Annotated in this window: 23 protein-coding genes; 16 read left to right on the top strand and 7 right to left on the bottom strand. The window is 34.9% G+C overall.

Annotated elements, in window-relative coordinates:
- Nucleotides 1–61: 61 nt before the first annotated feature.
- From dcm to PF026_RS03895, 5 genes are read left to right on the top strand one after another with little or no spacing between them, the layout of a single operon-like run.
- Entirely contained in the window at nt 62–1,261 is a 1,200-nt protein-coding gene (gene dcm / locus PF026_RS03915; protein WP_270863852.1) for a DNA (cytosine-5-)-methyltransferase, read from the top strand.
- A gap of 1 nt (nt 1,262) precedes the next feature.
- On the top strand, nt 1,263–2,759 hold the full coding sequence (locus tag PF026_RS03910) for a MutH/Sau3AI family endonuclease (RefSeq protein ID WP_270863851.1): 1,497 nt from the start codon (nt 1,263–1,265) through the stop codon (nt 2,757–2,759).
- Nucleotides 2,753–3,175: an FxsA family protein gene (locus PF026_RS03905; protein ID WP_270863850.1), complete on the top strand. Its 423-nt coding sequence runs from the start codon at nt 2,753–2,755 to the stop codon at nt 3,173–3,175. The genes PF026_RS03910 and PF026_RS03905 overlap by 7 nt, the downstream gene beginning before the upstream one ends.
- Entirely contained in the window at nt 3,172–4,116 is a 945-nt protein-coding gene (hemC, locus tag PF026_RS03900; protein ID WP_270863849.1) for a hydroxymethylbilane synthase, read from the top strand. The genes PF026_RS03905 and hemC overlap by 4 nt, the downstream gene beginning before the upstream one ends.
- A gap of 8 nt (nt 4,117–4,124) precedes the next feature.
- Nucleotides 4,125–4,946 (top strand): alpha/beta hydrolase, encoded by an 822-nt coding sequence (locus PF026_RS03895; RefSeq protein WP_270863848.1) that lies wholly within the window; start codon nt 4,125–4,127, stop codon nt 4,944–4,946.
- A 6-nt stretch (nt 4,947–4,952) separates the two neighbouring features.
- Here PF026_RS03895 and PF026_RS03890 read toward each other — a convergent pair whose 3' ends face one another.
- Nucleotides 4,953–5,816: an EamA family transporter gene (locus PF026_RS03890; RefSeq protein ID WP_270863847.1), complete on the bottom strand. Its 864-nt coding sequence runs from the start codon at nt 5,814–5,816 to the stop codon at nt 4,953–4,955.
- A gap of 166 nt (nt 5,817–5,982) precedes the next feature.
- Here PF026_RS03890 and PF026_RS03885 point away from each other — a divergent pair, with 166 nt between their 5' ends.
- Together PF026_RS03885 and modD are read left to right on the top strand one after the other, a co-directional pair.
- Nucleotides 5,983–7,824 (top strand): menaquinone biosynthesis decarboxylase, encoded by a 1,842-nt coding sequence (locus tag PF026_RS03885; RefSeq protein ID WP_373566994.1) that lies wholly within the window; start codon nt 5,983–5,985, stop codon nt 7,822–7,824.
- 114 nt (nt 7,825–7,938) lie between these two features.
- A complete protein-coding gene (gene modD, locus PF026_RS03880; protein WP_270863846.1) occupies nt 7,939–8,787 on the top strand; it encodes a ModD protein in 849 nt (282 codons plus the stop codon).
- Nucleotides 8,788–8,966: 179 nt separating this feature from the next.
- On the opposite strand, the gene PF026_RS03875 is transcribed toward modD, so the two are convergent.
- Nucleotides 8,967–10,499, bottom strand: coding sequence for a TonB-dependent receptor domain-containing protein (locus tag PF026_RS03875; RefSeq protein ID WP_270863845.1), 1,533 nt, complete (start codon nt 10,497–10,499; stop codon nt 8,967–8,969).
- Nucleotides 10,496–11,494, bottom strand: a complete 999-nt coding sequence (locus PF026_RS03870) for a FecCD family ABC transporter permease (RefSeq protein ID WP_270863844.1) — start codon at nt 11,492–11,494, stop codon at nt 10,496–10,498. The genes PF026_RS03875 and PF026_RS03870 overlap by 4 nt, the downstream gene beginning before the upstream one ends.
- Before the next feature lie 134 nt (nt 11,495–11,628).
- Here PF026_RS03870 and PF026_RS03865 point away from each other — a divergent pair, with 134 nt between their 5' ends.
- The 9 genes from PF026_RS03865 to PF026_RS03825 all read left to right on the top strand — a co-directional run bounded on the left by PF026_RS03865 (nt 11,629) and on the right by PF026_RS03825 (nt 20,399).
- Nucleotides 11,629–12,354, top strand: coding sequence for a TOBE domain-containing protein (locus PF026_RS03865; RefSeq protein ID WP_270863843.1), 726 nt, complete (start codon nt 11,629–11,631; stop codon nt 12,352–12,354).
- Between the two features lie 10 nt (nt 12,355–12,364).
- Nucleotides 12,365–13,099 (top strand): class I SAM-dependent methyltransferase, encoded by a 735-nt coding sequence (locus PF026_RS03860; RefSeq protein WP_270863842.1) that lies wholly within the window; start codon nt 12,365–12,367, stop codon nt 13,097–13,099.
- Between the two features lie 2 nt (nt 13,100–13,101).
- Nucleotides 13,102–13,893 (top strand): energy transducer TonB, encoded by a 792-nt coding sequence (locus tag PF026_RS03855; RefSeq protein WP_270863841.1) that lies wholly within the window; start codon nt 13,102–13,104, stop codon nt 13,891–13,893.
- A gap of 388 nt (nt 13,894–14,281) precedes the next feature.
- Entirely contained in the window at nt 14,282–17,059 is a 2,778-nt protein-coding gene (gene napA / locus PF026_RS03850) for a nitrate reductase catalytic subunit NapA (RefSeq protein ID WP_270870454.1), read from the top strand.
- A 2-nt stretch (nt 17,060–17,061) separates the two neighbouring features.
- Complete coding sequence (gene napG / locus PF026_RS03845; protein ID WP_270863839.1) at nt 17,062–17,802, top strand: ferredoxin-type protein NapG; 741 nt, start codon at nt 17,062–17,064, stop codon at nt 17,800–17,802.
- Nucleotides 17,799–18,578: a quinol dehydrogenase ferredoxin subunit NapH gene (gene napH / locus PF026_RS03840; protein ID WP_270863838.1), complete on the top strand. Its 780-nt coding sequence runs from the start codon at nt 17,799–17,801 to the stop codon at nt 18,576–18,578. Before napG ends, napH begins: the two co-directional genes overlap by 4 nt.
- Complete coding sequence (locus PF026_RS03835; protein WP_270860943.1) at nt 18,575–19,096, top strand: nitrate reductase cytochrome c-type subunit; 522 nt, start codon at nt 18,575–18,577, stop codon at nt 19,094–19,096. Before napH ends, PF026_RS03835 begins: the two co-directional genes overlap by 4 nt.
- 65 nt (nt 19,097–19,161) lie before the next feature.
- Nucleotides 19,162–20,064: a hypothetical protein gene (locus PF026_RS03830; RefSeq protein WP_270863837.1), complete on the top strand. Its 903-nt coding sequence runs from the start codon at nt 19,162–19,164 to the stop codon at nt 20,062–20,064.
- Entirely contained in the window at nt 20,061–20,399 is a 339-nt protein-coding gene (locus PF026_RS03825; protein ID WP_270863836.1) for a chaperone NapD, read from the top strand. The genes PF026_RS03830 and PF026_RS03825 overlap by 4 nt, the downstream gene beginning before the upstream one ends.
- Before the next feature lie 89 nt (nt 20,400–20,488).
- Here PF026_RS03825 and PF026_RS03820 read toward each other — a convergent pair whose 3' ends face one another.
- The 4 genes from PF026_RS03820 to ruvB all read right to left on the bottom strand — a co-directional run bounded on the left by PF026_RS03820 (nt 20,489) and on the right by ruvB (nt 25,191).
- On the bottom strand, nt 20,489–22,270 hold the full coding sequence (locus PF026_RS03820; RefSeq protein ID WP_270863835.1) for a Na/Pi cotransporter family protein: 1,782 nt from the start codon (nt 22,268–22,270) through the stop codon (nt 20,489–20,491).
- A 20-nt stretch (nt 22,271–22,290) separates the two neighbouring features.
- Nucleotides 22,291–22,944, bottom strand: coding sequence for a tetratricopeptide repeat protein (locus PF026_RS03815; RefSeq protein ID WP_270863834.1), 654 nt, complete (start codon nt 22,942–22,944; stop codon nt 22,291–22,293).
- A gap of 144 nt (nt 22,945–23,088) precedes the next feature.
- Nucleotides 23,089–24,135: an AI-2E family transporter gene (locus tag PF026_RS03810; protein WP_270863833.1), complete on the bottom strand. Its 1,047-nt coding sequence runs from the start codon at nt 24,133–24,135 to the stop codon at nt 23,089–23,091.
- A gap of 33 nt (nt 24,136–24,168) precedes the next feature.
- A complete protein-coding gene (ruvB, locus tag PF026_RS03805) occupies nt 24,169–25,191 on the bottom strand; it encodes a Holliday junction branch migration DNA helicase RuvB (RefSeq protein WP_270863832.1) in 1,023 nt (340 codons plus the stop codon).
- Nucleotides 25,192–25,205 lie beyond the last annotated feature (14 nt).

Genomic DNA, 25,205 nt, shown 5'->3' with positions numbered 1-25,205 from the left:
TTTTGCAAAATTTGCGTAGAATTTTTAATCTTGAAAGCAAACTAGAAATATGCAAAAAACTATGTGTGAATTATTTGCCGGTGTTGGTGGTTTTGGGCTTGGTTTTTCAAGGTTGCAAAGTGGTTGGCAAACCGTATGGTTTTCACAATGGGAACCAAATAAAACAAAACAATGGGCACACGAATGCTATGTAAAACATTTTGGTAATTTTGCCGATGAAAACGGCGAATTTCACACAAACAAAGACATTGCAGAAGTAGATAAAAAAACTATACCAGATCACACGCTTTTGGTCGGTGGCTTTCCGTGTCAGGATTATTCGGTGGCAAATTCGCTTCCAAATTCCAAGGGCTTAGAGGGACAAAAAGGTGTGCTTTGGTGGCAAATAAGAGATGTTATAATCGCAAAAAAGCCACCATTTTGTCTTTTTGAAAATGTGGATAGATTGCTAAAATCACCAGCCAGACAAAGAGGTAGAGACTTTGGCGTTATGCTTTCGACTCTTCATCATCTTGGATATTTTGTAGAGTGGCGTGTTATAAATGCCGCTATTTATGGTGCAGCTCAAAGAAGAAGAAGAGTTTTTATTTTTGCTTACAAAAAAGATACAAAATATGCGAATTTTGTATTAAATAAAAAAATAGAAAATCTTTTTTTGAAAGATAGCCTTATGGCAAAAGCTTTTGCGATAAATAAATTTGAAAAGATAGAAATTTGCGAATTAGATAAAGATATTAAAAAAAATAGCGATGAGTTTAAATTTAATTTTGAAAGCGCAGGTTTTATGATAAATAATAAAATTTACACTACAAAAGTTACAGAAAAAGAAGAAAAACCTGTAAATTTAGAACAAATTTTAGAAAAAAATGTTAGCGAAAAATACTATTTAGATGATGCAAAATTAGAAAAAATGAGCTATTTAAAAGGATCAAAAAAGATAAATCGTAAATCAAAAAATGGACATGAGTATGTATTTTCAGAAGGTCCTGTTGCATTTCCTGATCCATTAGATAAACCTGCTAGAACTATGCTAACTAGCGAATCTACGATAAATCGTAGCACACATGTGGTTTGCGATCCGCAGACAAATAGACTGCGAATATTAACGCCAATCGAAACCGAAAGGTTACAGGGATTTGATGATAATTGGACTGATAATATGAGTGATCGTATGAGATATTTTTGTATGGGAAATGCCCTTGTCGTGCCTATGATAACTCGTATCGGCAGAGAACTAGATACGATAATCGAAAAGGAATAATATGACAACAGAGCATATTTTTGAAAAAAAAGAGATTATCAGACGATTTAACGATATAGTTGGCAAAAAATTTATCGAATTTGATAATATCGGCTATTTTGAAAAATTTAAAAATGTAAAATCACAAAAAGGAATAGCAGGTAGCGCTATCGAACAATGTGTTTTAGAATATCCACAAGATAACGAACAAAAACCTGATTTAATCATAACAGAAAAAGATAAAAAAACTCCGACAGAAGTAAAAACCACCGGTATATTACTAAAAGAAAAATCGAAAAATTATGTAGCAAAAGAACCTATGAGCATAACAGCCGTCGGCGTAGATAAAATTCACACTCAAACATTTAAAACTAGCCATTTTTGGCAAAAATTAGAAAATATGCTAATCGTGTATTACCTTTATGAATTTGGCAAAAATAAAAAACCAGTTAGTGCTTATGAATACAGAAATTTTGAAATAAAAGGATATGAATTCCATAACTGGGAAGAAGATGAAAAGGCTGGATTGAAAATCGACTGGGAAATAGTTCATAAATTTTGCTCGGATATATCTAGTAAATTTAATTGTGAAAAAGATATAAAAAAAGAATTTATCGCCACGAGTGGAACGCTTAGAAAAGAGCTAACTTATATAGATCTCGCGCCTAAATTTCCGCCACGCTTTCGCCTAAAACAATCCGTTGTTTCTACCATGGTCGCAAAATATTTTGGTGATGATTTGATTAAATTGCCTGAAAAATACATTAGCATTAGCGACATAGATAAAAAATGCGAAGAACTAACAAAAAAATACAAAAATAAAACTATTTTAGAAATTTCAAATAAACTTGGCTTAAATTTAACAAATAGCAAAAATTTGGCAGAAAAAATTATCGTAAAAATGTTTGGAGCAGACGCTAAACACTTAAATCAAATAGAACTTTTTGCCAAATTTGGCATAACTGCCAAATCTATAACTCTAACTTCGCTTGGCGCTAGAACAGAAGATATGAAGCTTTTTCATATTGATTTTAATGAATTTATAGAAGATACTAAATTTGAAGATAGTCAAATTTACAATTATTTTGCAAATAACGAATTTTTGTATATTATTTTTGAAGAACCCAAAAAAGCAAAAAATCAAAAATATGAACTTTTTGAAAATAAATTTATAGGCTTTGAGAGAATTGTATTTTCTAATGATTTTATTTATAATATCGTCTATAAAGCTTGGAAAGATACAAAAGATAAGATTGCAAATAAAACATTACTTGATATACCAAATTTTGATACAAACGGAAAACCTAAAATTTTAAGTGACGGAAGTAAATCTTGCGCACCAAATTTTATAAAAAGTTCCCAAAACGAAGTATTTATCCGTGGTGGTGGCATAAATTCTCATTTAAAAAATAAAACAGAAGTTGTAAATAATATAAAAATGCTCCCACAATTTGTTTGGATAAAAGGTTCGTATATAGCAAATGAAATTCAAAAAAATTTAAAGGATTTGCTATGCTGAAATTTTTAATTATTCCGTATTTGATTTTGGAGCTTTTGATAACGGCGCATTTTGTCGATAATAACGGCTTTTTATTTTATGTCGTAGAAGTTTTATTTAGTGCCGTTTTAGGCGTGGCTGTTGTCGGGCTTAGCACTACTGCAAACGCAAGAGAAATTCCAAGAATAACTCTAAATTCTATATTTGGCGGATTTGGCTATGTTATTGCTGGAATTTTATTTATGGTGCCGGGAATTTTATCTGACATTTTGGCTGTCGCAGTCGTCATAATGTCATTTTTAATAAAAAATTTCAATCTTTTTGGGCGAAATACACAAAATTATACGCAAAATAATTCACAAAATAATACAAAATATAAACAAAATGATAACTCAGAAATCATCGATGTAGAAATCATAGAAGAGGAAAAAAAATGAACAAAATCGTAATCGCAACGCGTGGAAGCGCCTTAGCAATGTGGCAAAGCGAACATATAAAAGATTTGATCGAAAAAAAGCACGGCGTAGAAGTCGAGCTAGTCAGTATGAAAACAAAGGGCGATGTTATCCTTGATACGCCATTAGCCAAAATCGGCGGTAAGGGCCTTTTCACAAAAGAGCTTGAAGAGCATATGTTAGCTGGAAATTCGCACCTAGCCGTGCATAGCCTAAAAGATGTGCCTGTGGTTTTCCCTGACGGGCTAGTTTTGGCTGCTATTAGTGAGCGAGAAGACGAACGAGACGCCTTTGTAAGCGAAAAATATGCCAAATTTAGCGACCTACCAAAAGGTGCGAAAGTCGGCACTACAAGTCTTCGCCGAAAAATGCAACTGCTTATAAAACGCCCTGATTTGGAGATTATCTCACTTCGCGGAAATGTAAATACAAGGCTTAGAAAGTTAAAAGAGGGCGAATTTGACGCCATCATTTTGGCTAGTGCAGGTGTAAAAAGGCTTGGGCTTGATAAAGAAATCGCCCATTTTTCGCCGTTTAGCTTGGACGAAATGATTCCTGCGATGGGACAAGGTGCGCTTGGAATCGAGTGCAAAGATGAGCGTGAGATTTTGGGAATTTTGGAATTTATAAATAATAAAAACTCGGTTATCCAAACCACTATCGAACGCAGTTTTGTGGAGCGTTTAGAAGGCGGTTGCCAAGTGCCAATCGGCGTAAATGCGCAGATTATCGGTGATGAAGTAAAAATTCGCGCTATCGTTGGGCTACCTGACGGGAGTGAGTTTATAAAAGATGAAACAATCGTGCTAAAAAGTGAGTGTGAAAAAGCTGAAAACTGCCAAAAAATCGGCTTTAAATTCGCCGATAAATTTATCGCCAAAGGAGCAAAAGAACTTTTAAAACGCGCCGAGAGTATGGCGTAAAATAATAAATGAGACGAATTTTTCGACAAATAAAAAGATTATTTTTTATTTTTTGCTTCGTTTATATGACGGTTTGTGCTGGGCTATATTTTTGGCAAGAAAAGCTAATTTTCGTGCCGAATAAATTAGCCCAAAATCACAAATTTGAGTTTAAATTTGCAAAATTTGATGAAATAAATCTAAAAACGCCAGATAACGCTACTTTAAACGGACTTCATTTTTACGCTAAAAATCCAAAAGGTGCGATTTTATTTTTTCACGGAAATGCAGATAATTTGAATAGCTGGGGGCGATACGGCGAGTTTTTTGTAAATTTGGGCTATGATTTTTTTGTGTTTGATTATCGTGGTTTTGGCAAAAGTGGTGGTGAAATAAGAAGTGAAAATGAACTTTTTGATGATACCGACTTGATGTTTGAGTATGTTTTAGGCAAATTTAAAAAAGATGAAATCACCATTTTGGGTTATTCTATCGGCAGTGGTTTATCGGCTAGAATTGCCGATAAATTCGGCATTAAAAGATTGATTTTAGTTTCTGCGTATTATAATTTTAAAGATTTAGCGAGTTCAAAAATCCCGTTTGCTCCAAAATTTTTAGTAAAATATGAAATTCCGACAGATAAATTTCTAGCAAATTTTACAGCAAAAAATCCAAATTCGCAAATTTTACTTTTCCACGGCAAAAATGATGATTTGATTGAGAATTCAAACTCGCAAAATTTGGCTAAATTTTTAAAGCCAAATGACAAATTTTTTGAGCTAAACTGCGGGCATAACGATATTTTCTCAAAATTAGAATTTTATGAAATTTTAAAATCACAGCTAAAATAGGCAGTTTTAAACTGCCTTTCTTGCATAAAACTGCATAATTTTTTTGTGCAAATATAGCGAAAAGATGATTATGCCTGAGCCGATGATTAGGCGGAGCAGGTCGGCATCGTGTCGCCAAAATACCAAATTTACGACGATTGCAGCTGGGATTAGAGCATTATTCATAATGGCTAAGATGCCGCTATCTACTTCGCATGCACCTTTGTTCCACAAGAAGTATCCCACCGCACTCGCTGCGACACTAAGCCACACGATAACGCCGATTTGAAACGGCGTAACGCTGAAATTTTGCGGATTTCCAAAGCCAAGCAAGACAAAAAATGTAACCAAACTAGCTCCGACAAAAAAGTAGCCAAAAAGCTCTTTTTGCTCTTTATATCCTTTGCTTTCGAGTAGAAATTTATACGCACTTTGCCCCAAACCAAAGCAAAAATTCGCAATCTGCACATATAAAAATCCTAGCAAAAAGTCCGAGTTTATGCCGTTAAATTTGATGATAAATGCCCCAAATACGGCGATTGCGACACTTAAAATGTAAAGTGGTCTAAATCTTAGTTTTAATCCGTCATAAATCAAGGTTACATAAAATGGCGTAAATATCGTAAATAAAGCCACCTCATAGACTTTAAGCAGAGTAAAACTTTTGTAATAAAAAATATACATAACGCCGATTTGAACGGCACCGATGAGCGAAATTTTAGCTGCTAAGCTTAAATTTACGCCACGAAATTTCATAAACGGCAAAAAGCAAATCAGAGCTAAAAACACACGCAAAAACGCCAAAAACGCACTATCGACGCCTTTTAAAAACTCGCCAATCAAAGAAAAACTAAACGCCCAAATAAGCGTAACTATGATTAATTTATTCAAAATTTGCCTTTTTGTTATTTTTAAATGGCAAATTTTATATTAAAAATCTGAAATTTGGATAAAATTTCACCTAAATTTGATAAATTTTTGTGAAAAATAGGCTGAATTTATCATAAATTTGGCATAAAAAAAATATAATTCCAAAAATAAAATTTAAAGGCAAAATATGCAAAATTTGCAAAACAAAATGCAAAATGAGTGGCAAAACGAGTGGATAATAAAACTAAGCAAAGCAGGGCTTTTGCGTGTGATTGACGAGCCGTGTGATATTGATTTAGAGATTGCTCACGCAAGTTATATTGAAGTAAAAAAAGATGATTCAAAAGCGCTTTTATTTACTCGTCCCACCGACCAAGATGGCAACTTTTATCCGCCTGTGCTGACTAATATTTTTGGCAGTTTTAAGGCACTAAATTTGATTTTAGGACGCAAGCCTGATGAGATTGCAAAAGAGATTGAAAATTTATTAAAACCAAAAAAACCTGCAAATTTGGGCGAAAAGCTTGATTTTTTGCGTTATTTGATTTCACTTCGCAAGGTTTTTACTACTAAATTTAAAGGCAACGCTCCGTGCCAAGAGCTTAAATTTATGGGCGAAAACGCCGATCTTACCAAGCTTCCTGCACTTAAAACTTGGCAAAAAGACGGCGGCAGATTTATCACGATGGGGCAGGTCTATACCAAAGATTTGCACGGAAATACGCAAAATCTAGGCATGTATCGGCTTCAAATTTACGATAAAAATCGCCTTGGTATGCACTGGCAAATCCACAAAGACGGCGCAAATTTTTATAATGATTACAAAAAAGCAGGGCTTAAAATGCCAGTTTCTGTGGCGATTGGCGGCGATCCGCTTTATATTTGGTGTGGTCAAGCACCGCTTCCTAAGGGCATTTTTGAGCTTTTGCTTTACGGATTTATTCGCAAAAGCCCTGCAAAGCTTGTCAAATCGCTTACAAACGATATTTTGGTGCCGTATGATAGCGATTTTGTGATTGAAGGTTTTGTCGATACAAATGAGCTAGAATTTGAAGGTCCTTTTGGCGATCATACTGGCTTTTACACGCCTGTTTTGCCGTTTCCTGTGATGAGAGTAAGTGCGATAACGAGCAAAAAAAGCCCCGTTTTTCACGCCACGGTCGTGGGAAAACCGCCTTTGGAAGATAAATTTATGGGGTATGCGACTGAGCGAATTTTCTTACCGCTTTTTAAAACTTCTGCGCCAGATTTGATTGATTACAAAATGCCTGAAAACGGCGTTTTTCACAACTTGATTTTAGCTAAATTTGACGCAAAATACCCTGCTCACGCAAAGCAATTAATGCACGCTTTTTGGGGTGTGGGGCAGATGAGTTTTGTTAAACACGCGATTTTCGTGGATAGCAAAGCGCCTGATTTAGGTGACTATGAGACACTAGCTAGATATGTTTTGGATAGAATTTCGCCAAAAAGTCTGCTTTTTAGCGAGGGTGTTTGCGATCAGCTTGATCACGCTAGTCCAAATGCGTGTTTTGGCGGGAAGCTTGGCGTTGATGCGAGTAGCGATTTTTCACCAAATCCGCCTGAAATTTTAAGCGATGATGAGTTGCTTGCCAAATTTAAAAGCGTTTGTGCTGAAATTTTGGACTTAAAGCAGTATTTTACGGACACTAAAAACCCTGTCGTGCTAGTAAATTTGGATAAAAAAGAACACGCAAAAGCTAGTTTCGAGCGAATTTTAAAATTTGCAAATCACTTTAAAATCGTCATTTTTACAGATCCAAAAAATAGCATAAATAACCTTTATATCAGCATTTGGCGGATTGTAAATAATATCGACGCTAACCGCGATATTTTTGTAAATGGCGATCAAATTTGCATTGATGCGACTACGAAATTCGCATGGGAAGGATACGAGCGAGAGTGGCCAGATGAAACTTTGTGCGATAAAAGCATAGTGGAAAATCTCATAAAACGCCAAATCATCGACGATGATAAAGAACTATTTTTGAAATTTGATATATTTTAGTTCAAATTTTTTAGAGTAAAAAATAATATTTTAGTTGTATGAAGTTGGTTCAAAATAGTTATATATAAATTTATATTATGATATAATTTCAAAAATTTTTCAAAAGGCAAAATTATGAAAGATAGCGAAATTTGGGATTATATCCAATCTGATACGGCTTTTTGCGACCTTACTACGGATTTACAAGCTAATGATATTGATTTAAATTCAAACGCAAAATTAGTAATTTTTACAAGGGAAAATTTGGTTTTTTCTGGCTCTTTGACGGCGCAAAAAATCGCTAAATTTTTAGATTGCGAAGTTAAATTTTGTGGGAGCGACGGACAGAAATTTGGCGAAAAAGATGAAATTTTCGTGGCAGTCGGAAGTTATGCAAATATCCATAAAGCTTGGAAAGTAACGCAAATTTTCCTTGAATTTGCTTGTAAAATTTCAACTTACACACACGAAATGGTTAGCAAAATAAAAGCCGTAAATCCAAAGTGCGAGCTTGGCACAACACGAAAAAATATCCCCTTTGCAAAAGAAATGTGCGTAAATTCGGTTCTAGCAGGTGGCGGGACGATACACAGACTAGGGCTTTACGATAGCGTTTTGTTTTTTAAAAATCACACTTTTATTTATGAGAATTTCGCAGAATTTTGCAAAAAAATCCCCGAATTTAAGGCAAAACTGCCTGAAAAGAAAATTATGGTAGAAGTTGAAAATATTGACGATTTTAAAACACTTTTAAGCTATCCTGTCGATGTCGTTCAATGCGATAAAATGGATATTTCAACGCTTATTCAGTGTGTTAAATTTAAAAATGAAATCTCGCCAAATACAGCCGTGAGTGCCGCAGGTGGCGTGAATTTGAAAAACTGCGATGAATTTGCCGGGACGGGAGTGGATTATATCATCACTTCTGCTGTGTATATGCAAGGGGCGATGGATTTAAGTGGAAAAATTTCTCTAATATCATAAATTTGAATACTGCAAGATATATAAAAAATTCGGCATCTAAGTAGCAGTGCCGAATTTTTTATGGACAGATTTTAATTTATTTTTGGTTTTTGTAATTATATATTATATTTTTAAATATATAACTTAAATTTAGCAAATTTTTTAAAAATTTGCTAAATTTTTATCAAAAAACCTAAATTCTAAAAACTATACTTAAACCCTGCGTAGTAATTTCTACCTTGTGCAGGGTATCCGTAAGCATAAGAGTAATCTTCATCGAAAATGTTATTTACTCTAAAATTTAGCTCAAAGTCATCAATCGGACGATAGGCGATTTTTATATCTGTCAAAGTATAACTTTTATTGACGAAATCTTTATCGGATATTGCCGAACTAGCGTATCGTTTGCTCTCATAGCGAACTTGCGGTATTATATCGATTTGTTTAATCGGCGAGTAAATAAGCCCTGCAAAAAGGCTATGTTCCGGAACTCCCACGATATATTTGTTCTCATCATCATCTTTTATGCGTGCGTGCATATAAGTATAATTTCCAAACACGCTAAGATTATCCAAAATTTGCGAATCTACGCTAAATTCGGCACCTGTTTGCTCCTCTTTTCCGACATTTACATTTTTATTCAAACCACTAGATGTTCTGATTTGCGTGATATAATCTTTTGTTTTTGTGTGGAAAAGTGCGAATTTTAAAAGCGTATTGTTTGCTATAAGCTGACTTACGCCGATTTCATAATTCGTCGCTTTTTCTTCACTTAAATCAGGATTTGGCTCATACTGACCAAATCTAGTCGAATATCTATCTTTCAAAGTCGGAAAATTCGTTCTTTGCGAAACAGATGCGTAAAAATTTGTTCCGTTAAACGGCGTAAAATATAAAATCGTTTGCGGATTAAATGCACTAGCATTGTATTTTTCCCACTCGCCTTCAATGGCTGTTTGAGCCTGATTTCTATATTCGGCTTTCTTGATTTTATTATAATCATAACTAGCCCCAACAACCCAAGTAAAATAGTTATTTATCGCCCAGGTATATTCTCCTGCGTAAGAGTAAGTTTGTGCTTTATTTGTCAAGTCGGCACCAGGCGATGTGCTATCTATAACCTTGTGATTATCATTTTTAAGGGCTACTGAAAGTTTTAAGATATTTGCTTCATTAAATTTGAAATCAAGCTCGATTTGACCGCCCATAGTGTAATCATCATATTCGCTTAAATCAGGATTTCCGCTTCTTGGCTCATCTAGCAAGATTATTTTTGCGTTACTTGCGATTGCTCTTGCCACCAAGACAAGCTGTTTTTGTCCGCCTGAGAGTTTTCTAAAAATCTCATTTTTTAAATGTAAAATTTCTGTTTTTTTAAGTGCAAATTCGGCTTTTTGGATGTCAGATTTGGAGTATTTATAAAAACTATTTGCAAAGCGACTCATTAAAACAATATCTAAAACACTAAAATCATAAGGAATAAAATGATTTTGTGGCACAAATGATAGCAAATTTGCCATCATTTTTGGGGTTAAATTTGCCGTGTTTTGTCCGTCTATCTCAATGTTCCCTTGAAATTTTTCCAAATCCAAAATGCACCTTAAAAGCGTGGTTTTGCCACTTCCGTTTGAGCCTAAAATATTTATAATTTCGCCTTTTTTGATATGCAAATTTATATCTTTTAGAGCAAATTTGTTACCAAATTTCACGCTTAAATTTGAAATTTTTATCATCTTATGCCCTTTGTATTTTTAAGCACAACCAAAAATATAGGAATTCCAAACATACTAACCAAAATTCCAATAGGAAGCTCGACGCTAAAATAGGTTCGCCCGAAAGTATCTACGCTAAGTAAAAACAAAGCCCCAAAAAGTGCGCTAAATGGAAGCAGAGCTGCGTGGCGAACCCCAACAATAAATCTACAAATGTGTGGCACCACTAGACCCACCCAAGCGATAATTCCGCCTAGCATTACCGCACACGCGCTTAAAAAGGTAGCCAAGATAATTAAGATTATTCGAACTTTTTTGACATTTAGCCCAAGAGCCTTTGCGTCATCTTCGCCAAGACTTAGCAAATCCACCGAGCGAGATAACACGCATATCCCTAAAATCGCCAAAATCATAAAAGGAAATAGTTTTAAAATCAAATCAAGCTTAGCCAAAGCCAAACTTCCCATCATCCAATAAACTATGCTAGGAAGCGAATTTTCAGGATCTGCGATATATTTTAAAAATGATAATCCTGCACCAAAAAGCGACGAGCTAATAATTCCGCCCAAAATCAACATTAAAATCGTGGAGTTTTTGCCATAAATTTTTGAAATCATCAGGGCAAAAAATACAGCCAAAAAACCAAATAAAAAGGCTGAAATTTGCACATAAATGAGCGAAAGCTTAAAAATCATCGCCAAACTTGCTCCAAAACTAGCCCCGCTTAAAACACCAAGCACACTTGGACTTACCAGAGGGTTCATAAAAATGCCTTGAAATAACGCTCCACTAATCGCTAGTGCCGAACCTATCAAAATCGCCGTTAAAATTCTAGGAAGTCTAATTTGCGTTAGAATTAAAATTTGGTTTTGGATTTCGTCATTTTTTATATTAAAAAATATATAATTAAATAACTCTTTTGTGTCAATTTGATAATGACCCAAGAAAAATGACAAAACAATAACTATACATAAAAGCACTATAATAACGCTAAATTTGATACAAATTTTATCCATTGTCCGACTTTATAAAAATTTCCGCAAGAATTATACCTAATTATATTTTAATTTATATAAATTTGTCTAAATTTTTAAATAAGCCAAATTTTATCTACAATGTGATAAACTCACGCACAAAAAAGGAAAATCAGGTGATAAAATCAAGACTTTGGATAGAAAAAGACGGAAAAAATTTTCTAGGACACGGAAAAGTTGAGCTACTTGAAAAAATAAGAGAGTGCGGCTCGATAAACGCTGCTGCCAAAGCAATGAAAATGAGCTATAAAGCCGCTTGGGACGCCGTAGATAGCCTAAATAATTTAGCCAAATCTCCCGTAGTTGTAAAAATCGGCAACGGAAGCAAACTAAGTGATGAAGGCGAGAGATTAATCTCTAAATTTAGAGAGCTTGAAGCCAAAGAAAATGAATTTTTATCGCAATTTGATGATAACTTAGAACAAAATAGCCTTGCTATTTCAAATTTAAGTGCAAAAAACCAATTTGCCGCAATCGTTCGCGGTATCAGGGGAGATACCGTCAGCGTAGAACTCGAACTTTATATAAATAAAAACACAACTATTTTCTCAAATATCACAAAAGATAGTTTTGAACGCCTTAAAATCAGCGTTGAAACTGCTGTTATAGCTGTTATAAAGGCAAATTCGGTTAGAATTTCAGCAACAAAGCCAAAATTACCAAATGCCTTAAAGTGTGAAATCTCAAAAATCAAAACAGGTGAAAAATTAACACAAATTTCGCTAAATTTGGCTGATTTGACACTAACTTCAACCGTAAAAAACCAAGAATTTGGCGAATTTAAAGTAGGCGATAAAGTTTATGCTTGTTTTATGCCGGACAGCGTAATAATCGGAAAATAAAGGATAAAAAATGAACGCATGGGACGAAATGTCAAAGATGTATCCGCACTACGGTGATAGCGATATGATGCGAGATGTAGAAACCGCACTTTCATTTTGCTATGAAAGTGGCGTTAAATTTACTGGCGAAATTATCGATATTGGCGCAGGGACGGGCATAATCGATTTAGAAATAGCACTTAAAAACGAAGTTAGCATAACCGCCCTTGATATGTCTAATGAAATGTTAGAAATTCTTAAAAATGACGCAAAAAGATTAGGAGTTGATAAAAAAATAACTACAATTAAGGGCAATTTTGACGAATTTGAGCCAAAAAAAGGGTTTGATATTGCTATTGCCAGTTTGTGTCCTGCTATAAATTCTGTGAAAAACGCATATAAATTTATAAATTTGACAAATAATATTGGAATTTATATCGCTTGGGGCGCTTATAAAGAGTGCGAATTTTTGGATTTGTTAATAGAAAAACCAAATCCAAATATCAAAGGTTGTATAAAAACAGCCAATATGCACGAAATTTTAAATGATTTAAATATCAAATTTAAAAGCAAACTTTTCAAAGCAGACTGGGAAAACATAATGAGCGAAGAAAAGGCTATGCAATATGCAAAAACAATGCTTATGCGTTGCGAATTAGATATTGACGAAAATCATATTAAAAGTGTTGTAGCTAAATTTAGGCAGGCTGACGGCGTTCATATACTAACAAAAGCACAAAAAGGCGTAACTATTTTTAGTGTTTGATTATGCGTGGTTTTAGCAAATACGATATTATCGGATTTTTCTCATCTACGATTTTATATTTTTGCTTTGTCTTTTCTATTTTAAAATTTGCAAATCTCTCGCCGATTGTACCAAAATCAAATTCGCTAAATTTTGAAAATGTTATGATGATTGATATAAATAATTTTAACTTTTTAAATGATAATGATGAAAAAATTTCAGAACAAAAAAACTTTCCAAACGATATAAATGAAAATTTACAAAAAGACGATTTAGTAGAAAACGAAAATTTACAAAACTTTACCGATGATTTAGTAGAAAAAGAAGTTTTACAAGAGATTGTGCCAAAATCAGAGCCTATTTTGCAACCAAAACAGACATTGGCAAAACCAAAAAAACAGGAAAATGCGAAAATAAAAAAATCTAAAAATTCAGTAAATTTAGATTCACAAAGTGCAAATTTAGGCGGAAATTTAAATAACATAAATAGCGCAAATAGTTTAAATTTAAATCAAAATACTAATAAGATTGCAAATTCCGATATTTCGGCTATTTTAAAAACTATAATATCAAAATATGCCAAGCAAAATTATCCAAGCGAAGCTAGAAAGCTTCGCCAAACAGGAAGCGTGGAGATTGGATTTTATTACACAAAAGAGCGAAGAATTGAAAATTTGCAAATTTTGCAAAGCTCTGGTTTTTTAAATTTGGATAATGCGGCACTAAATGCGGTCAAAAAAACAAAATCAAAATTTCCAAAACCTGATAAATCAGATTATTTTACACTTAGCATAAATTTTACTTTAACTAATTAAAAATTTTTATCTTTTAGTAAAAAATAAAGTTATATTTTTATCAATATAACTCGCTGTAATGGTATCTGGCATTAATTTTTAAACAAATATAAATTCGTAATTTTATTAAAATTATATTTCTTAAAAAAATAAAAAAATTGTTTAAAAAAATAGGTTTAAAAATAAAAAAATTCATCTTTTATAATTGATAACTAAACGCAATTTCAAATTTCTAAAATTTATGATATTTGCGACTAAAATTATCTATTTTATTAAAATTTATTCAATAAATTCAAAAGAGTAAATTTATCGTATTTGATACAAATCAACCATTTTAACGAATAATCTTGTATTATTATGTTGCTGAACACCCGTGTAGGGTGTTGATTTTTTTATGAAAGGTTCTCTTATGGACAGACGAGAATTTATCAAGAGTTCTGCTGCCGCTGCTGCTTGCAGTGCCGCAGGTATTTCGGCTCCTAGCCTAGCAAGTGCAGCGGATGGCGAAAAAGACTGGCGCTGGGATAAAGCGGCATGTCGTTTTTGCGGAACCGGCTGTGGTATTATGGTTGCTACAAAGGGTGGAAAAATCGTAGCCGTAAAAGGCGATCCACTATGCCCTGTAAATCGTGGCTTAAACTGCATTAAAGGATACTTTAACGCTAAGATTATGTATGGTGAAGACCGTATTACAAAACCTCTTTTGCGTATGAACGAAAAAGGCGAATTTGACAAAAAAGGTAAATTCGGCGAAGTTAGTTGGCAAAAAGCCTTTGATGTTATGGAAGCACAATTCCGCAAAGCTTATGCCGAAAAAGGTCCAAGCGGACTAGCTGTATTTGGTAGTGGTCAATACACTATCATGGAAGGTGTTGCGGCTGTTAAGCTTATCAAAGCAGGTTTTAGATCTCACAATATCGATCCAAATGCCCGCCATTGCATGGCAAGTGCGGTTGTTGCGTTTATGCAAACATTTGGTATAGATGAGCCGTCAGGTTGTTTTGATGATATAGAGCTAACCGATACAGTTGTTTGCTGGGGCGCAAATATGGCAGAAATGCACCCAGTTTTGTGGTCTCGCGTAAATGACGCAAAACTTAAAAACCCAGATCGCGTAAAAGTTGTAAATTTATCAACTTTTTCAAGTAGAACTTCAAGCATTGCAGATATTGAGATTATTTTTAAACCTCATACTGACCTTGCGATTTGGAATTTGATTGCTCATGAAATTTTATATAACCACCCAGAATCTTTTGATGAAAAATTCGTAAAAGAGCACTGCGTGTTTGCAACAGGTCCTGTTGATATTGGTTATGGTATGAGACCAAATCCAAAACACCCTAAATTTGATCCAAAAGAGGTCGATACCGTAGCAAAAGAAGTTTCAAAAGTTCTAAGCGAAAATGAAGGTGTAACTTTGGCATATCTAGGTATGAAAGCAGGAGATACACTAGAAAATAAAAGTAATGGTAAAGCCGATTCACATTGGCTAATCGGATTTGATGATTTCAAAAAAGCATTAGAACCTTATACACTAGATTTTGTTGCAAAACTAGCAAAAGGCGATGATAATGAAGATTTGGAAAGCTTTAAGAAAAAACTTCAAGCCCTAGTTGATTTATATATCGAGAAAAACAGAAAAGTAGTAAGCTTCTGGACAATGGGTATGAACCAACACCAAAGAGGAACTTGGGTAAATGAACAAAGCTATATGGTGCATTTCTTATTAGGCAAACAAGCTAAACCGGGCGACGGAGCATTCTCGCTAACAGGACAACCAAGTGCTTGCGGAACCGCAAGAGAAGTAGGAACTTTCTGCCACAGATTGCCAGCTGATATGGTTGTAGCAAATCCAAAACACAGAGAAATGACTGAAAAAGTATGGCAAATTCCGGCAGGAACTATCAATCCGCGCCCAGGATTCCCTTATGTAAAACTAATGAGAGATATTGAAGACGGTGCCGTTAAATTTGCTTGGGTTCATGTAAATAACCCATGGCACAACACAGCAAATGCAAATCACTGGATAAAAGCAGCAAGAGAAATGGATAACTTCATCGTTGTAAGTGATCCATATCCGGGCGTATCTGCAAAAGTAGCGGATTTGATTTTACCGACTGCTATGATTTATGAGAAATGGGGAGCTTACGGTAATGCTGAGCGAAGAACTCAACATTGGCGACAACAAGTATTACCGGTAGGCGAAGCGATGAGTGATACATGGCAAATTTTAGAATTCTCTAAACGCTTTAAGATTAAAGATTTCTGGGGCGAGAGAAAAATCGATGATAAACTAACACTGCCTGATGTTTTAGAAGAAGCTAAAAAAATGGGTTACGATCCAGAAGATACTCTCTTTGATGTATTGTTTGCAAACAAACGAGCAAAAGAATTTAAAGCAGACGACCCAATCATCGCAGGATTTGATTGTACCGAAGTTTTCGGCGATAGCAGAAAAGTAATCGGAAGCGACGGAAAAGAATTCACAGGTTATGGTTTCTTTATCCATAAATATCTGTTTGAAGAGTATAGAATTTTTGGTAACGGACACGGACACGATTTAGCTGATTTTGATACATATCATAGAGTTAGAGGTCTTAGATGGCCGGTTGTCGATGGAAAAGAGACTCAATGGAGATTTAACACTCGCTACGATACATACGCTAAAAAAGCAAATCCAAACGGTGATTTTGCATTTTACGGAAACCAAGGCGCATTGCCGACCGGAGATATGGCAAAAGCAACATCGGGAGAAGAAAAAACTTCATTTAAAAATAAAGGTAAAATTTTCTTCCGCCCTTACATGGATCCATGCGAAATGCCAGACAAAGAGTATCCGCTATGGTTATGCACAGGTCGTGTGCTAGAACACTGGCATTCAGGCACGATGACTATGCGTGTTCCTGAGCTTTATCGCGCTGTTCCTGAGGCACTTTGCTTTATGAACGAAGCTGACGGAAAGAAATTAGGCATAGCTCAAAATGATATTGTATGGGTAGAATCAAGACGAGGAAAAGTAAAAGTTAGAGTAGATTTTAGAGGTAGAAATGTTCCGCCTGTGGGTCTAGTTTATGTTCCTTGGTTTGATGAAAATGTCTTTATCAACAAAGTTTGTTTGGATGCGACTTGTCCGCTTTCAAAAGAAACAGACTATAAAAAATGCGCTGTAAAAATTTATAAGGCTTAGCTATGCAAAGACGCGAAGTTTTAGGTTTAATCGGATTAGTTGTTGCAGGAGGTAGCGGATTTTGTGAATTCGCAAGAGCGGAAGATAAAATTCGCATTAGACCGCCGGGTGCTCTTGATGAAAAAGAATTTATGAGTAAGTGTATCCGTTGCGGACTCTGCGTGGAAGCCTGTCCGTTTGATACGCTAAAATTAGCTGAATTTCGCGATAGTGGAGTGCCAAATGGGACACCGTTTTTCGAACCACGAAAAGTTCCTTGCTATATGTGTGAAGATATTCCTTGCACTGTGGCGTGTCCGACTAGCGCATTAGATAAAGATTTAGTTAGCGAAAATGATAAGCTAAATATCAATAAAGCACAAATGGGCGTTGCAGTTGTTGATCAAAAAAACTGCGTTGCATATTTTGGAATTCAATGCGATGCATGTTATAGGGCTTGTCCTGTTTTGGATAAGGCTTTATTTATCGAATACAAACGCAACGAAAGAACCGAAAAACACGCATTATTGCTTCCTGTTGTCGATAGTGATTATTGCACGGGGTGTGGAAAATGCGAAAAGGTTTGTATAACAACAAAACCTGCCATAACCATTTTGCCTAGAAAGGTAGTTTTGGGTATTCCAAATGATAACTATGTCAAAGGCTGGGTAGAAGGCGATGACGCAAGGCTTGATGAAGTTGATAGCAAAATCAAGCTAGACTTGAAAAAAGGCGTTGATTACTTAAACGGAGGCGAACTATGATTTACACTATTTTAAGAAGAATAGTTCAGCTTAGCATACTTGCACTTTTTATAGCAGGAAATTGCTATGGTGTGAAAATTCTGCAAGGAAATTTAAGTTCATCAATGCTATTTGATAGCATAAATTTAAGCGATCCGTTTGCTACGCTTCAACTACTTTTAGCAGGTTTGAGTTTGGGCACGACTGCATTAATAGGCGCACTGATTGTGTTAATCTTTTATGCTTTGGTTGCACCAAGGGCGTATTGTGGTTGGGTTTGCCCTGTGAATTTATTGAGTGATTTGGCTGCGTGGATAAGAGAAAAATTTGGTATAAGAACAAAAATTTTAAGCGTTAGTAAAAATGCAAGATATTATCTAATGATTTTAGCTCTGATTTGTAGCGGATTATTTGGTATTGCAGCGTTTGAGATGCTAAATTATATCGGATTTTTTACAAGAGCTGTAACTTCGCTTAGCATTTCAGCTTTTAGTATAGCTCTTATTATCATTATCTTTGAAATTTTCGCAGGAAATAGAATAATATGTTCCCATATTTGTCCGCTTGGCGGATTTTGGGCGATAATAAGTAAATTTAGTTTAATTCGCATTTATCATAAACAAGCAAACTGCACAAAATGTAACAAATGCAAAATAGTTTGCCCGGAAGCTCATATTTTAGAATTAGTATCAAAAAAGGATTTTAAAATTGGCTCTGAGTGTATTAGTTGCGGTCGTTGCGTTGAGGTTTGCGATGATGATGCTTTGAATTTCAGTATTTTAGGAGAAAAAAAATGAAAAAATTACTTGTGTGCCTAAGTATTGCGGCTTGCGTAAGTTTGTTTGCAGCTGACGGTGCAAACAAATCAGAGCCGACTTTTAGGTCTGATTATACTAACGAGAATTTTGCTTTGCCGACTTATGAATGGAAAGCAGAAGCACCGGGAGCAAATGCTGTTTTAGAAAGAAGCTTTGAAAACGCTCCGCCGTTAATCCCGCATAATCTAGATGATATGCTTCCGATTACGACTGATAATAATATGTGTCTTTCTTGCCACTCGCCAGAAGCTGCCGAGCCGTTGCAAATAAAGTCATATCCAAAGAGCCACATGACAGATTTGCGTGATGAAAATCAAAAAAGCTTGGAAGGAGCGCTGTCTATGTCGAGATACGACTGTGTTTCTTGCCATGTTGTGCAATCTAACGCAACACAACTTGTAAAAAACAATTTTGAAGCAGATTTTAGTAGATTTAAAGATTCAAACACTAGCTCGAATTTGCTTGATGTTTTAAATCAAGGCGTAAATGTTAGATAACGCATTGTTGTAAATTTAGCCAAATTTTGGCTAAATTTACACATTTTTTTAAAAAGGTCTGTTAGATGAAAAAGTTTTTTGCTGTTTTTATGATTTTAGTAGGTATGCTTTTTGCCGATAATAAGATTGAAGTTGTCGGAAATATTGCTATTTTAAAACAAATAGACGGGGAAATTTTCGCAGGGACTGATGCCGGAAAATTGTTTCGTTATACGCACGGAGATGAAAATGCAACGCAAATTTTTGAATTGCCAAAAATTAAGAGCTATGTCGATGGCGATATTGATTCTAAAATCATAGATCTTGATAAGCTTGGCGATAAATTTGCACTTTTAATCAACGGCGATTATATGAGTAAAGTTTTGGGAATTTTAGAAAACGGCGAATTAAAAACTTTTACTCCGCCTATAACAGGGATAAAAAAGCTAATTTTCTTTGATGAAAATACCTTGCTTTTGTTAGGAATTGGAAGCGAAATCATATACTATGACATAAATTCGCAAAAAGTTACATTTGAACACAAAATTTCAGATTCGCCTTTTGGGGGTGTTTTCTTTGATAGAGAAAAAAATACTATAATGTTATCAAACGAAGGTGGCGTTATATATTTCTTCGATGCCGTAAATAAAAAATTCTTGCGTAAAAAAAGTATCCAAAAAGATAATATTTTTAGCGTAGCATTTTACGGCGATAGGGCTATTGCGGGTTCAAATGACAAAAGTTGTTATTACGAAAACGGAGCATTTTCTAAATTTTTCGATGCAGGATTTTTAGTTTATAGTGTTGCATTAAATGATAAATTTGGTGCATTTACCGATGAAAATGGCATAAATATCATAAATGTTGATGGTGAAATTATCAAAAAAATCGAATACAACGGCGAAATAATCAATAATATGACTTTTTATGATGATTATTTAATTGGAGCAGGATACGATAAAACAATACATTTTTGGAGTTATAAATGAATATTTCAAGCGTAATAATCTATGCAAACAACGAAGTAAATTTACAAAATTTAGCTGATAATGTCGCTAAAATAGACTTTTGCGAAGTGATTGCGGCACAAGATGGCAAAATAGTAGCAATCATACAAACAGATACACTAGATCAAGAACTAGGTGCTTTTAAATCAATGCAAGCGCTTAATGGCGTAAGCGATGTTGCGATGATTTATAGCTATCAAGACCTTGACGAGCAAATCGAAGCTGCAAACAATAATGACATCGAAAGCATTATGCAAAAAATCGATGACGAACCTGAGATTAAAAATATCAAATATGGTGGTCATTTAAAAATTTAGTTTTTAGATTTTTAGTCAAATTTGCTATTAAATTTTTTGAGCTCAAATTTATAAATTTATATGAATTTTATGCAAAATTTAGACTAACTTTACGACAAATTTTGGATTACCAAATTTGAAAGCTCATCATTTTTGTGCGAAAGGCTGATTTCGACGATTTTAACAAGCTTTTTAGTTATGCCTTTGATGATTTCAATATCATTTATCATCGAAGTTGCCATTTTGTTTGAAATTTTTTTCTCTTCAAGCAACGCATCTGGTTCAAGCGAGATACTTCGATACTCTTCACGCAAAGCACGAAGCTCGGTTAAACCGGCTTTATCATCTATTTTCAAACTTCTCATTTTTTCGATTACCCTAAGTCCATGGAGCATTTTTATGCGAAGCTTGTCATATTCTGCTTTGGCGTAAGGGTTGGTTGATGTCATAAATTTATATATATTTGGCTGGACATTTTTCATATCTTTTAATACTTCTGCTAAAAGTAGGGCACAGCGCCTAATGTCCATAAATTTATTCAAGTCATCTTTTTTTGCATTTTGACTTGCATTTATGAGATATTCCATAATTTGCGAGTAAATTTCCTTAAAGCGATTACTATAAAGCTCATCAAAGTCGATTTTAAGCGGAGTTTGACGAGAGACAATGATTTTTTCGCTTGAATTTGGCGAAGCAATGTCGCTTTTGGAAATGCTTATAGATTTTGCCAAAATTGAGCTTGTATTTTCATATAAGTGTTCCATTTCTTTAACTAGCACAATAGAAGCACTATCGCTAAAATTGTCTGTTTTTTCTCCAAGATACTTTGCGTAATCAACTTTCGAGCGTTTTTTGTTAAATTTGACAAATTTATTAAGTAAATTTGCCATAAAATCAGTCAAAGGATAAAAAAGGCACACGCCAACGACATTAAAATATGTATTAAAAACAGCTAGTTTTAGGACAAAATCATCTTGTGCGATACCGACGAATTCGGAAGTCCTATCCGTTAAAAACATAAATAATTTTATAAAAATCAAGGCAATTAACGCACTTGTAACATTGAAAATTACATGAGCTACCATTAGTTTTTTGCCTTCTAAATTTGCATTTATAGAGCCGATGACTGCCATTATGGTGCTTCCGACATTTGAGCCGATTGCGATAGCAATGGCATTTTCATAGCTTAGTTGATTAAAGCTAAGTGCTGTTATAGCCAAAGTTAGCGTGGCGTGTGAGCTTTGCATGACGATGGTTACGCCGATACCAACGGCAGTATAAAGTAAAAGTCCGCCAATGCCGCTCATAGCGTATTTTGTGAGATCTAAGCTTTCTTTGACGCCGTCAAAGCCTGTTTTTATATAAGCAATTCCTAAAAACAAAAGCCCGATACTAAATAAAAAATAGCCAAAACCTTTTGAATTATCACTTTTTTTGAATAAAAATAGCATTCCAACGACGATTAAAGGCATAGCATAATACGCAATATCAGCTTTTATGCCAACTCCTGCGATGAGCCATGCGCCTGCGATCGTGCCTAAATTTACGCCAAAAATGATAGCAAGTCCCGCTGTAAGGCTAATAAGACCTGCGCTTAAAAATGAAATTGCTAAAATGCTAACTAGACCGCTTGATTGCATTAAGCAGGTGGTTATAAAGCCAAATGAAAAGCTTTTATAGCGTTTGTCGGTAGTTTTTTTAAGAAAATTTTCGATAATCGTAAATGAAGCAAAACTTTTTTCTAAAACACTAATGGCGTATAAAAATATGCAAATTCCAAAGGCAATCGTCATAAAGCTTTTACTTACAAACATACAAACGCAAACGCCGATAACCAAAACGGCAAATATAACGCTTTGTCTGTAAGTTTGAAGCCATTTAATGACAGACATTTATCTCCTTGTGTAAAAATCTAATTTCTTACCTTTTCACAAGCCTCTTTAAAACCATTTTGACAAGCTAATTGATAGTAATTTTCGGCTTTTGAGGCATTTTTTCTTGCTATTTTTCCCTCATCATAAATGTTTCCAAGTTTAAAGCAGCTAACACCGATATTGCCGTTTTCACAAGCTTTTTTATAAAAATCAATTCCCATTGCGTTTATTTGAACATTTTGTCCTTCTGCTATATAAATGTCGCCAAGCGAATAACATGCTAACCATATATTTTTATTACATGCTTTATCGTAATAATTTCTTGCTTTAATGTCATTTTTTTGAACCGTAACCCCTTCTTTGTATATATTTCCAAGATTATAACAAGCATTGTATTCGTTCGCATTGCAGGCAAAATTCCATAACTCATAAGCTTTTTTAGAATCCTTTTCTACGCCCTGACCAAAATGGTATGAAACGCCTAAATTTTGACAACCGCTAGGATTTTTTCCGTCACAAGCTTTTTGCCAAAATTGCACAGCTGTTTCCAATTCGCCTGCTTGATATAAAACCGTGCCTACATCGGAGCAACTTGCAAAGTTGTCGTTTTTGCACTCATCAACAAGAGTTTGTAAATTGGCACCAAATCCTACGCTAAGGGTAAGACAAATAGTTAAAATAATTTTTTTCATAGAAACATTTTTCCTTTCACGAAAAAGCGCTTCGCTTGTTTTACTCTGCTACGCTTCGCTCCGCAAGAAACATCGGCTATGCCGAGCGCTTCGCTTGTTTTCACAAATAATCCTTTGAAAATTTATGAATTCTATCATAAAATTTTATATAAAATCCTTATCTCGTAATTGAGAATATAAATTTAGCACCGCAATAAATAGTGTTAAAATCGCAGGTCCTAAAATCACGCCCCAAAATCCAAATGTCGCAATGCCCGAAAGCATTGAGAAAAATATCAAAAGCTCATTTATGCTTGTCGGTCTTGTTACAAGCTTTGAATTTATAAATTTAATGACTAGCGGCTTTATAAAGCTATCGGCTAGAACCGAGATTAGCACGACACAATAAATTAAAATAATAATCGCTCCGCTTGTGTTGCCGTTTGCGAGTTCGAAAATCGCCGTTGGCACATATACTAGCGCACCACCGATAGCCGGTATTAGCGATGAAAAAGCAAAAATTATCCCCATTAAAACAGCATCGTGTCCGTAAATTCCTGCGATAATCGAAAATAAAAATCCTTGTAAAATCGCATTAAAAATGGTTGAATAAAACACGACGCTCATTGTATTTGCAGTTTGTGAAAACATATAATTTAGCTGTTTTGTGCCAATTGGCGTGGATTTGCGAACAAAAAGCAGAAAATCCTTTCCGTAAAGATTGGTAAAAAAGTAAAAAATGATGATTAAGCCCATATCTGCGATAAATTTGGCACTTGATTTCCCAAGTGTCGAAAGATAGAGTGCGCCTTGCTTTGCGATACCGCCAAAGTCCAAATTTACGATAAATTCTCGAATATTTGTTTCAAATTTATCAAAAGGCGATGGCAAAAGTGAAAAATCGTAATTTTTTACAAAATTTACCGTTTGGCTGATAAATGTAGCGTCTAAATTCGCAGCATTTTTAAATATCGCAATTACGGCATAGATAAACGGCACAAAAAATATACAACACAAAATCAAAGTCGTCAAAAGTGCCGATAATGTGCGTTTATGGTTTGTAAATTTTAAAATTTTATAATGCAAACCCGAAGTCGAAACTGCAAGTAAAATTCCTATCGAAATCGTTAGCAAAAATGGCTTAAATAGGTATAAAACCCAGCATAACATAAACACAATAAAACATGCAAAAAATATTTTACTTGTTTTCATAGTTTTACCGCCGTTTTGTCTAAATTTGCAAATTTATTCATCAAAAAGCCCTTTTGAATTTGGTATTTCAAGGCACGGCAATCCAAAAGCCTTTCGTCCTTTGTCGGTTGCGACGCGTCCTTTTGCCGTTTTTTCGATATATCCGTTAGCTAAGAGATACGGCTCGATGACATCTTCTATGGTGCCCTCATCTTCGCTTAAAGCCGCTGCGATGGTCGTTAGCCCCATGGCTCTGCGTTTTGCTTCAAAAAGGATTTCTAAATATTTTATATCCATTTCATCAAAACCAAGCTCATTTACGCCAAGTGCGTTTAGACCTTCATCAGCTCGTTCTTTTGTGATGATATTTTCGTCGTTTATCTCGGCAAAATCCCTTATGCGTTTTAAAAGGCGAAGTGCGATTCTAGGCGTTCCGCGACTGCGTCTAGCTATCTCTAAACTAGCATTTTCTTCGCATTTTTTGCCAAGTTTTGCACTTGCGATTTCGATGATTTTGGCTAGTTCCTTTGGCGTGTAAAATTGCAACCGAAACTGCATACCAAAGCGATCCCTAAGCGGTGCTGAAATCATACCGGCTCTCGTTGTAGCGCCGATAAGTGTAAATTTTGGCAAATCGATTTTAATGGTTTGGGCAGCAGGGCCTGAGCCAATGATAATATCTAAGCGAAAGTCTTCCATAGCCGAATACAAAACTTCTTCGATAGCAGGGGAGAGCCTGTGAATTTCATCTATGAAAATAACATCGCCTTCGTCTAAATTCGTCAAAATCGCAGCCAAATCGCCGCTTTTTTCTATCATTGGGGCGGCGGTGATTTTGATATTTGCTCCCATTTCGTTTGCGATGATATGCGCCAAAGTGGTCTTACCCAAGCCAGGCGGTCCGTAAAAAAGTGCGTGATCTAGGCACTCGTTTCGTTTTTTTGCCGCGGCGATAAAGACTTTTAAATTTTGCTTTATCTTGTCCTGCCCGATATAATCATCAAAGCTAACAGGTCTTAGGCTTGTTTCAAATTCGCTCTCAACGCTGAATTTTTCTATTTCTACAATTCTTTCCATGATTTTCAACTTTT

The organism is Campylobacter sp. CS_NA3, assembly GCF_027797495.1.
In the GTDB taxonomy this organism is placed as follows: domain Bacteria; phylum Campylobacterota; class Campylobacteria; order Campylobacterales; family Campylobacteraceae; genus Campylobacter_B.
This window is presented reverse-complemented; position numbering and strand designations above follow the sequence as displayed.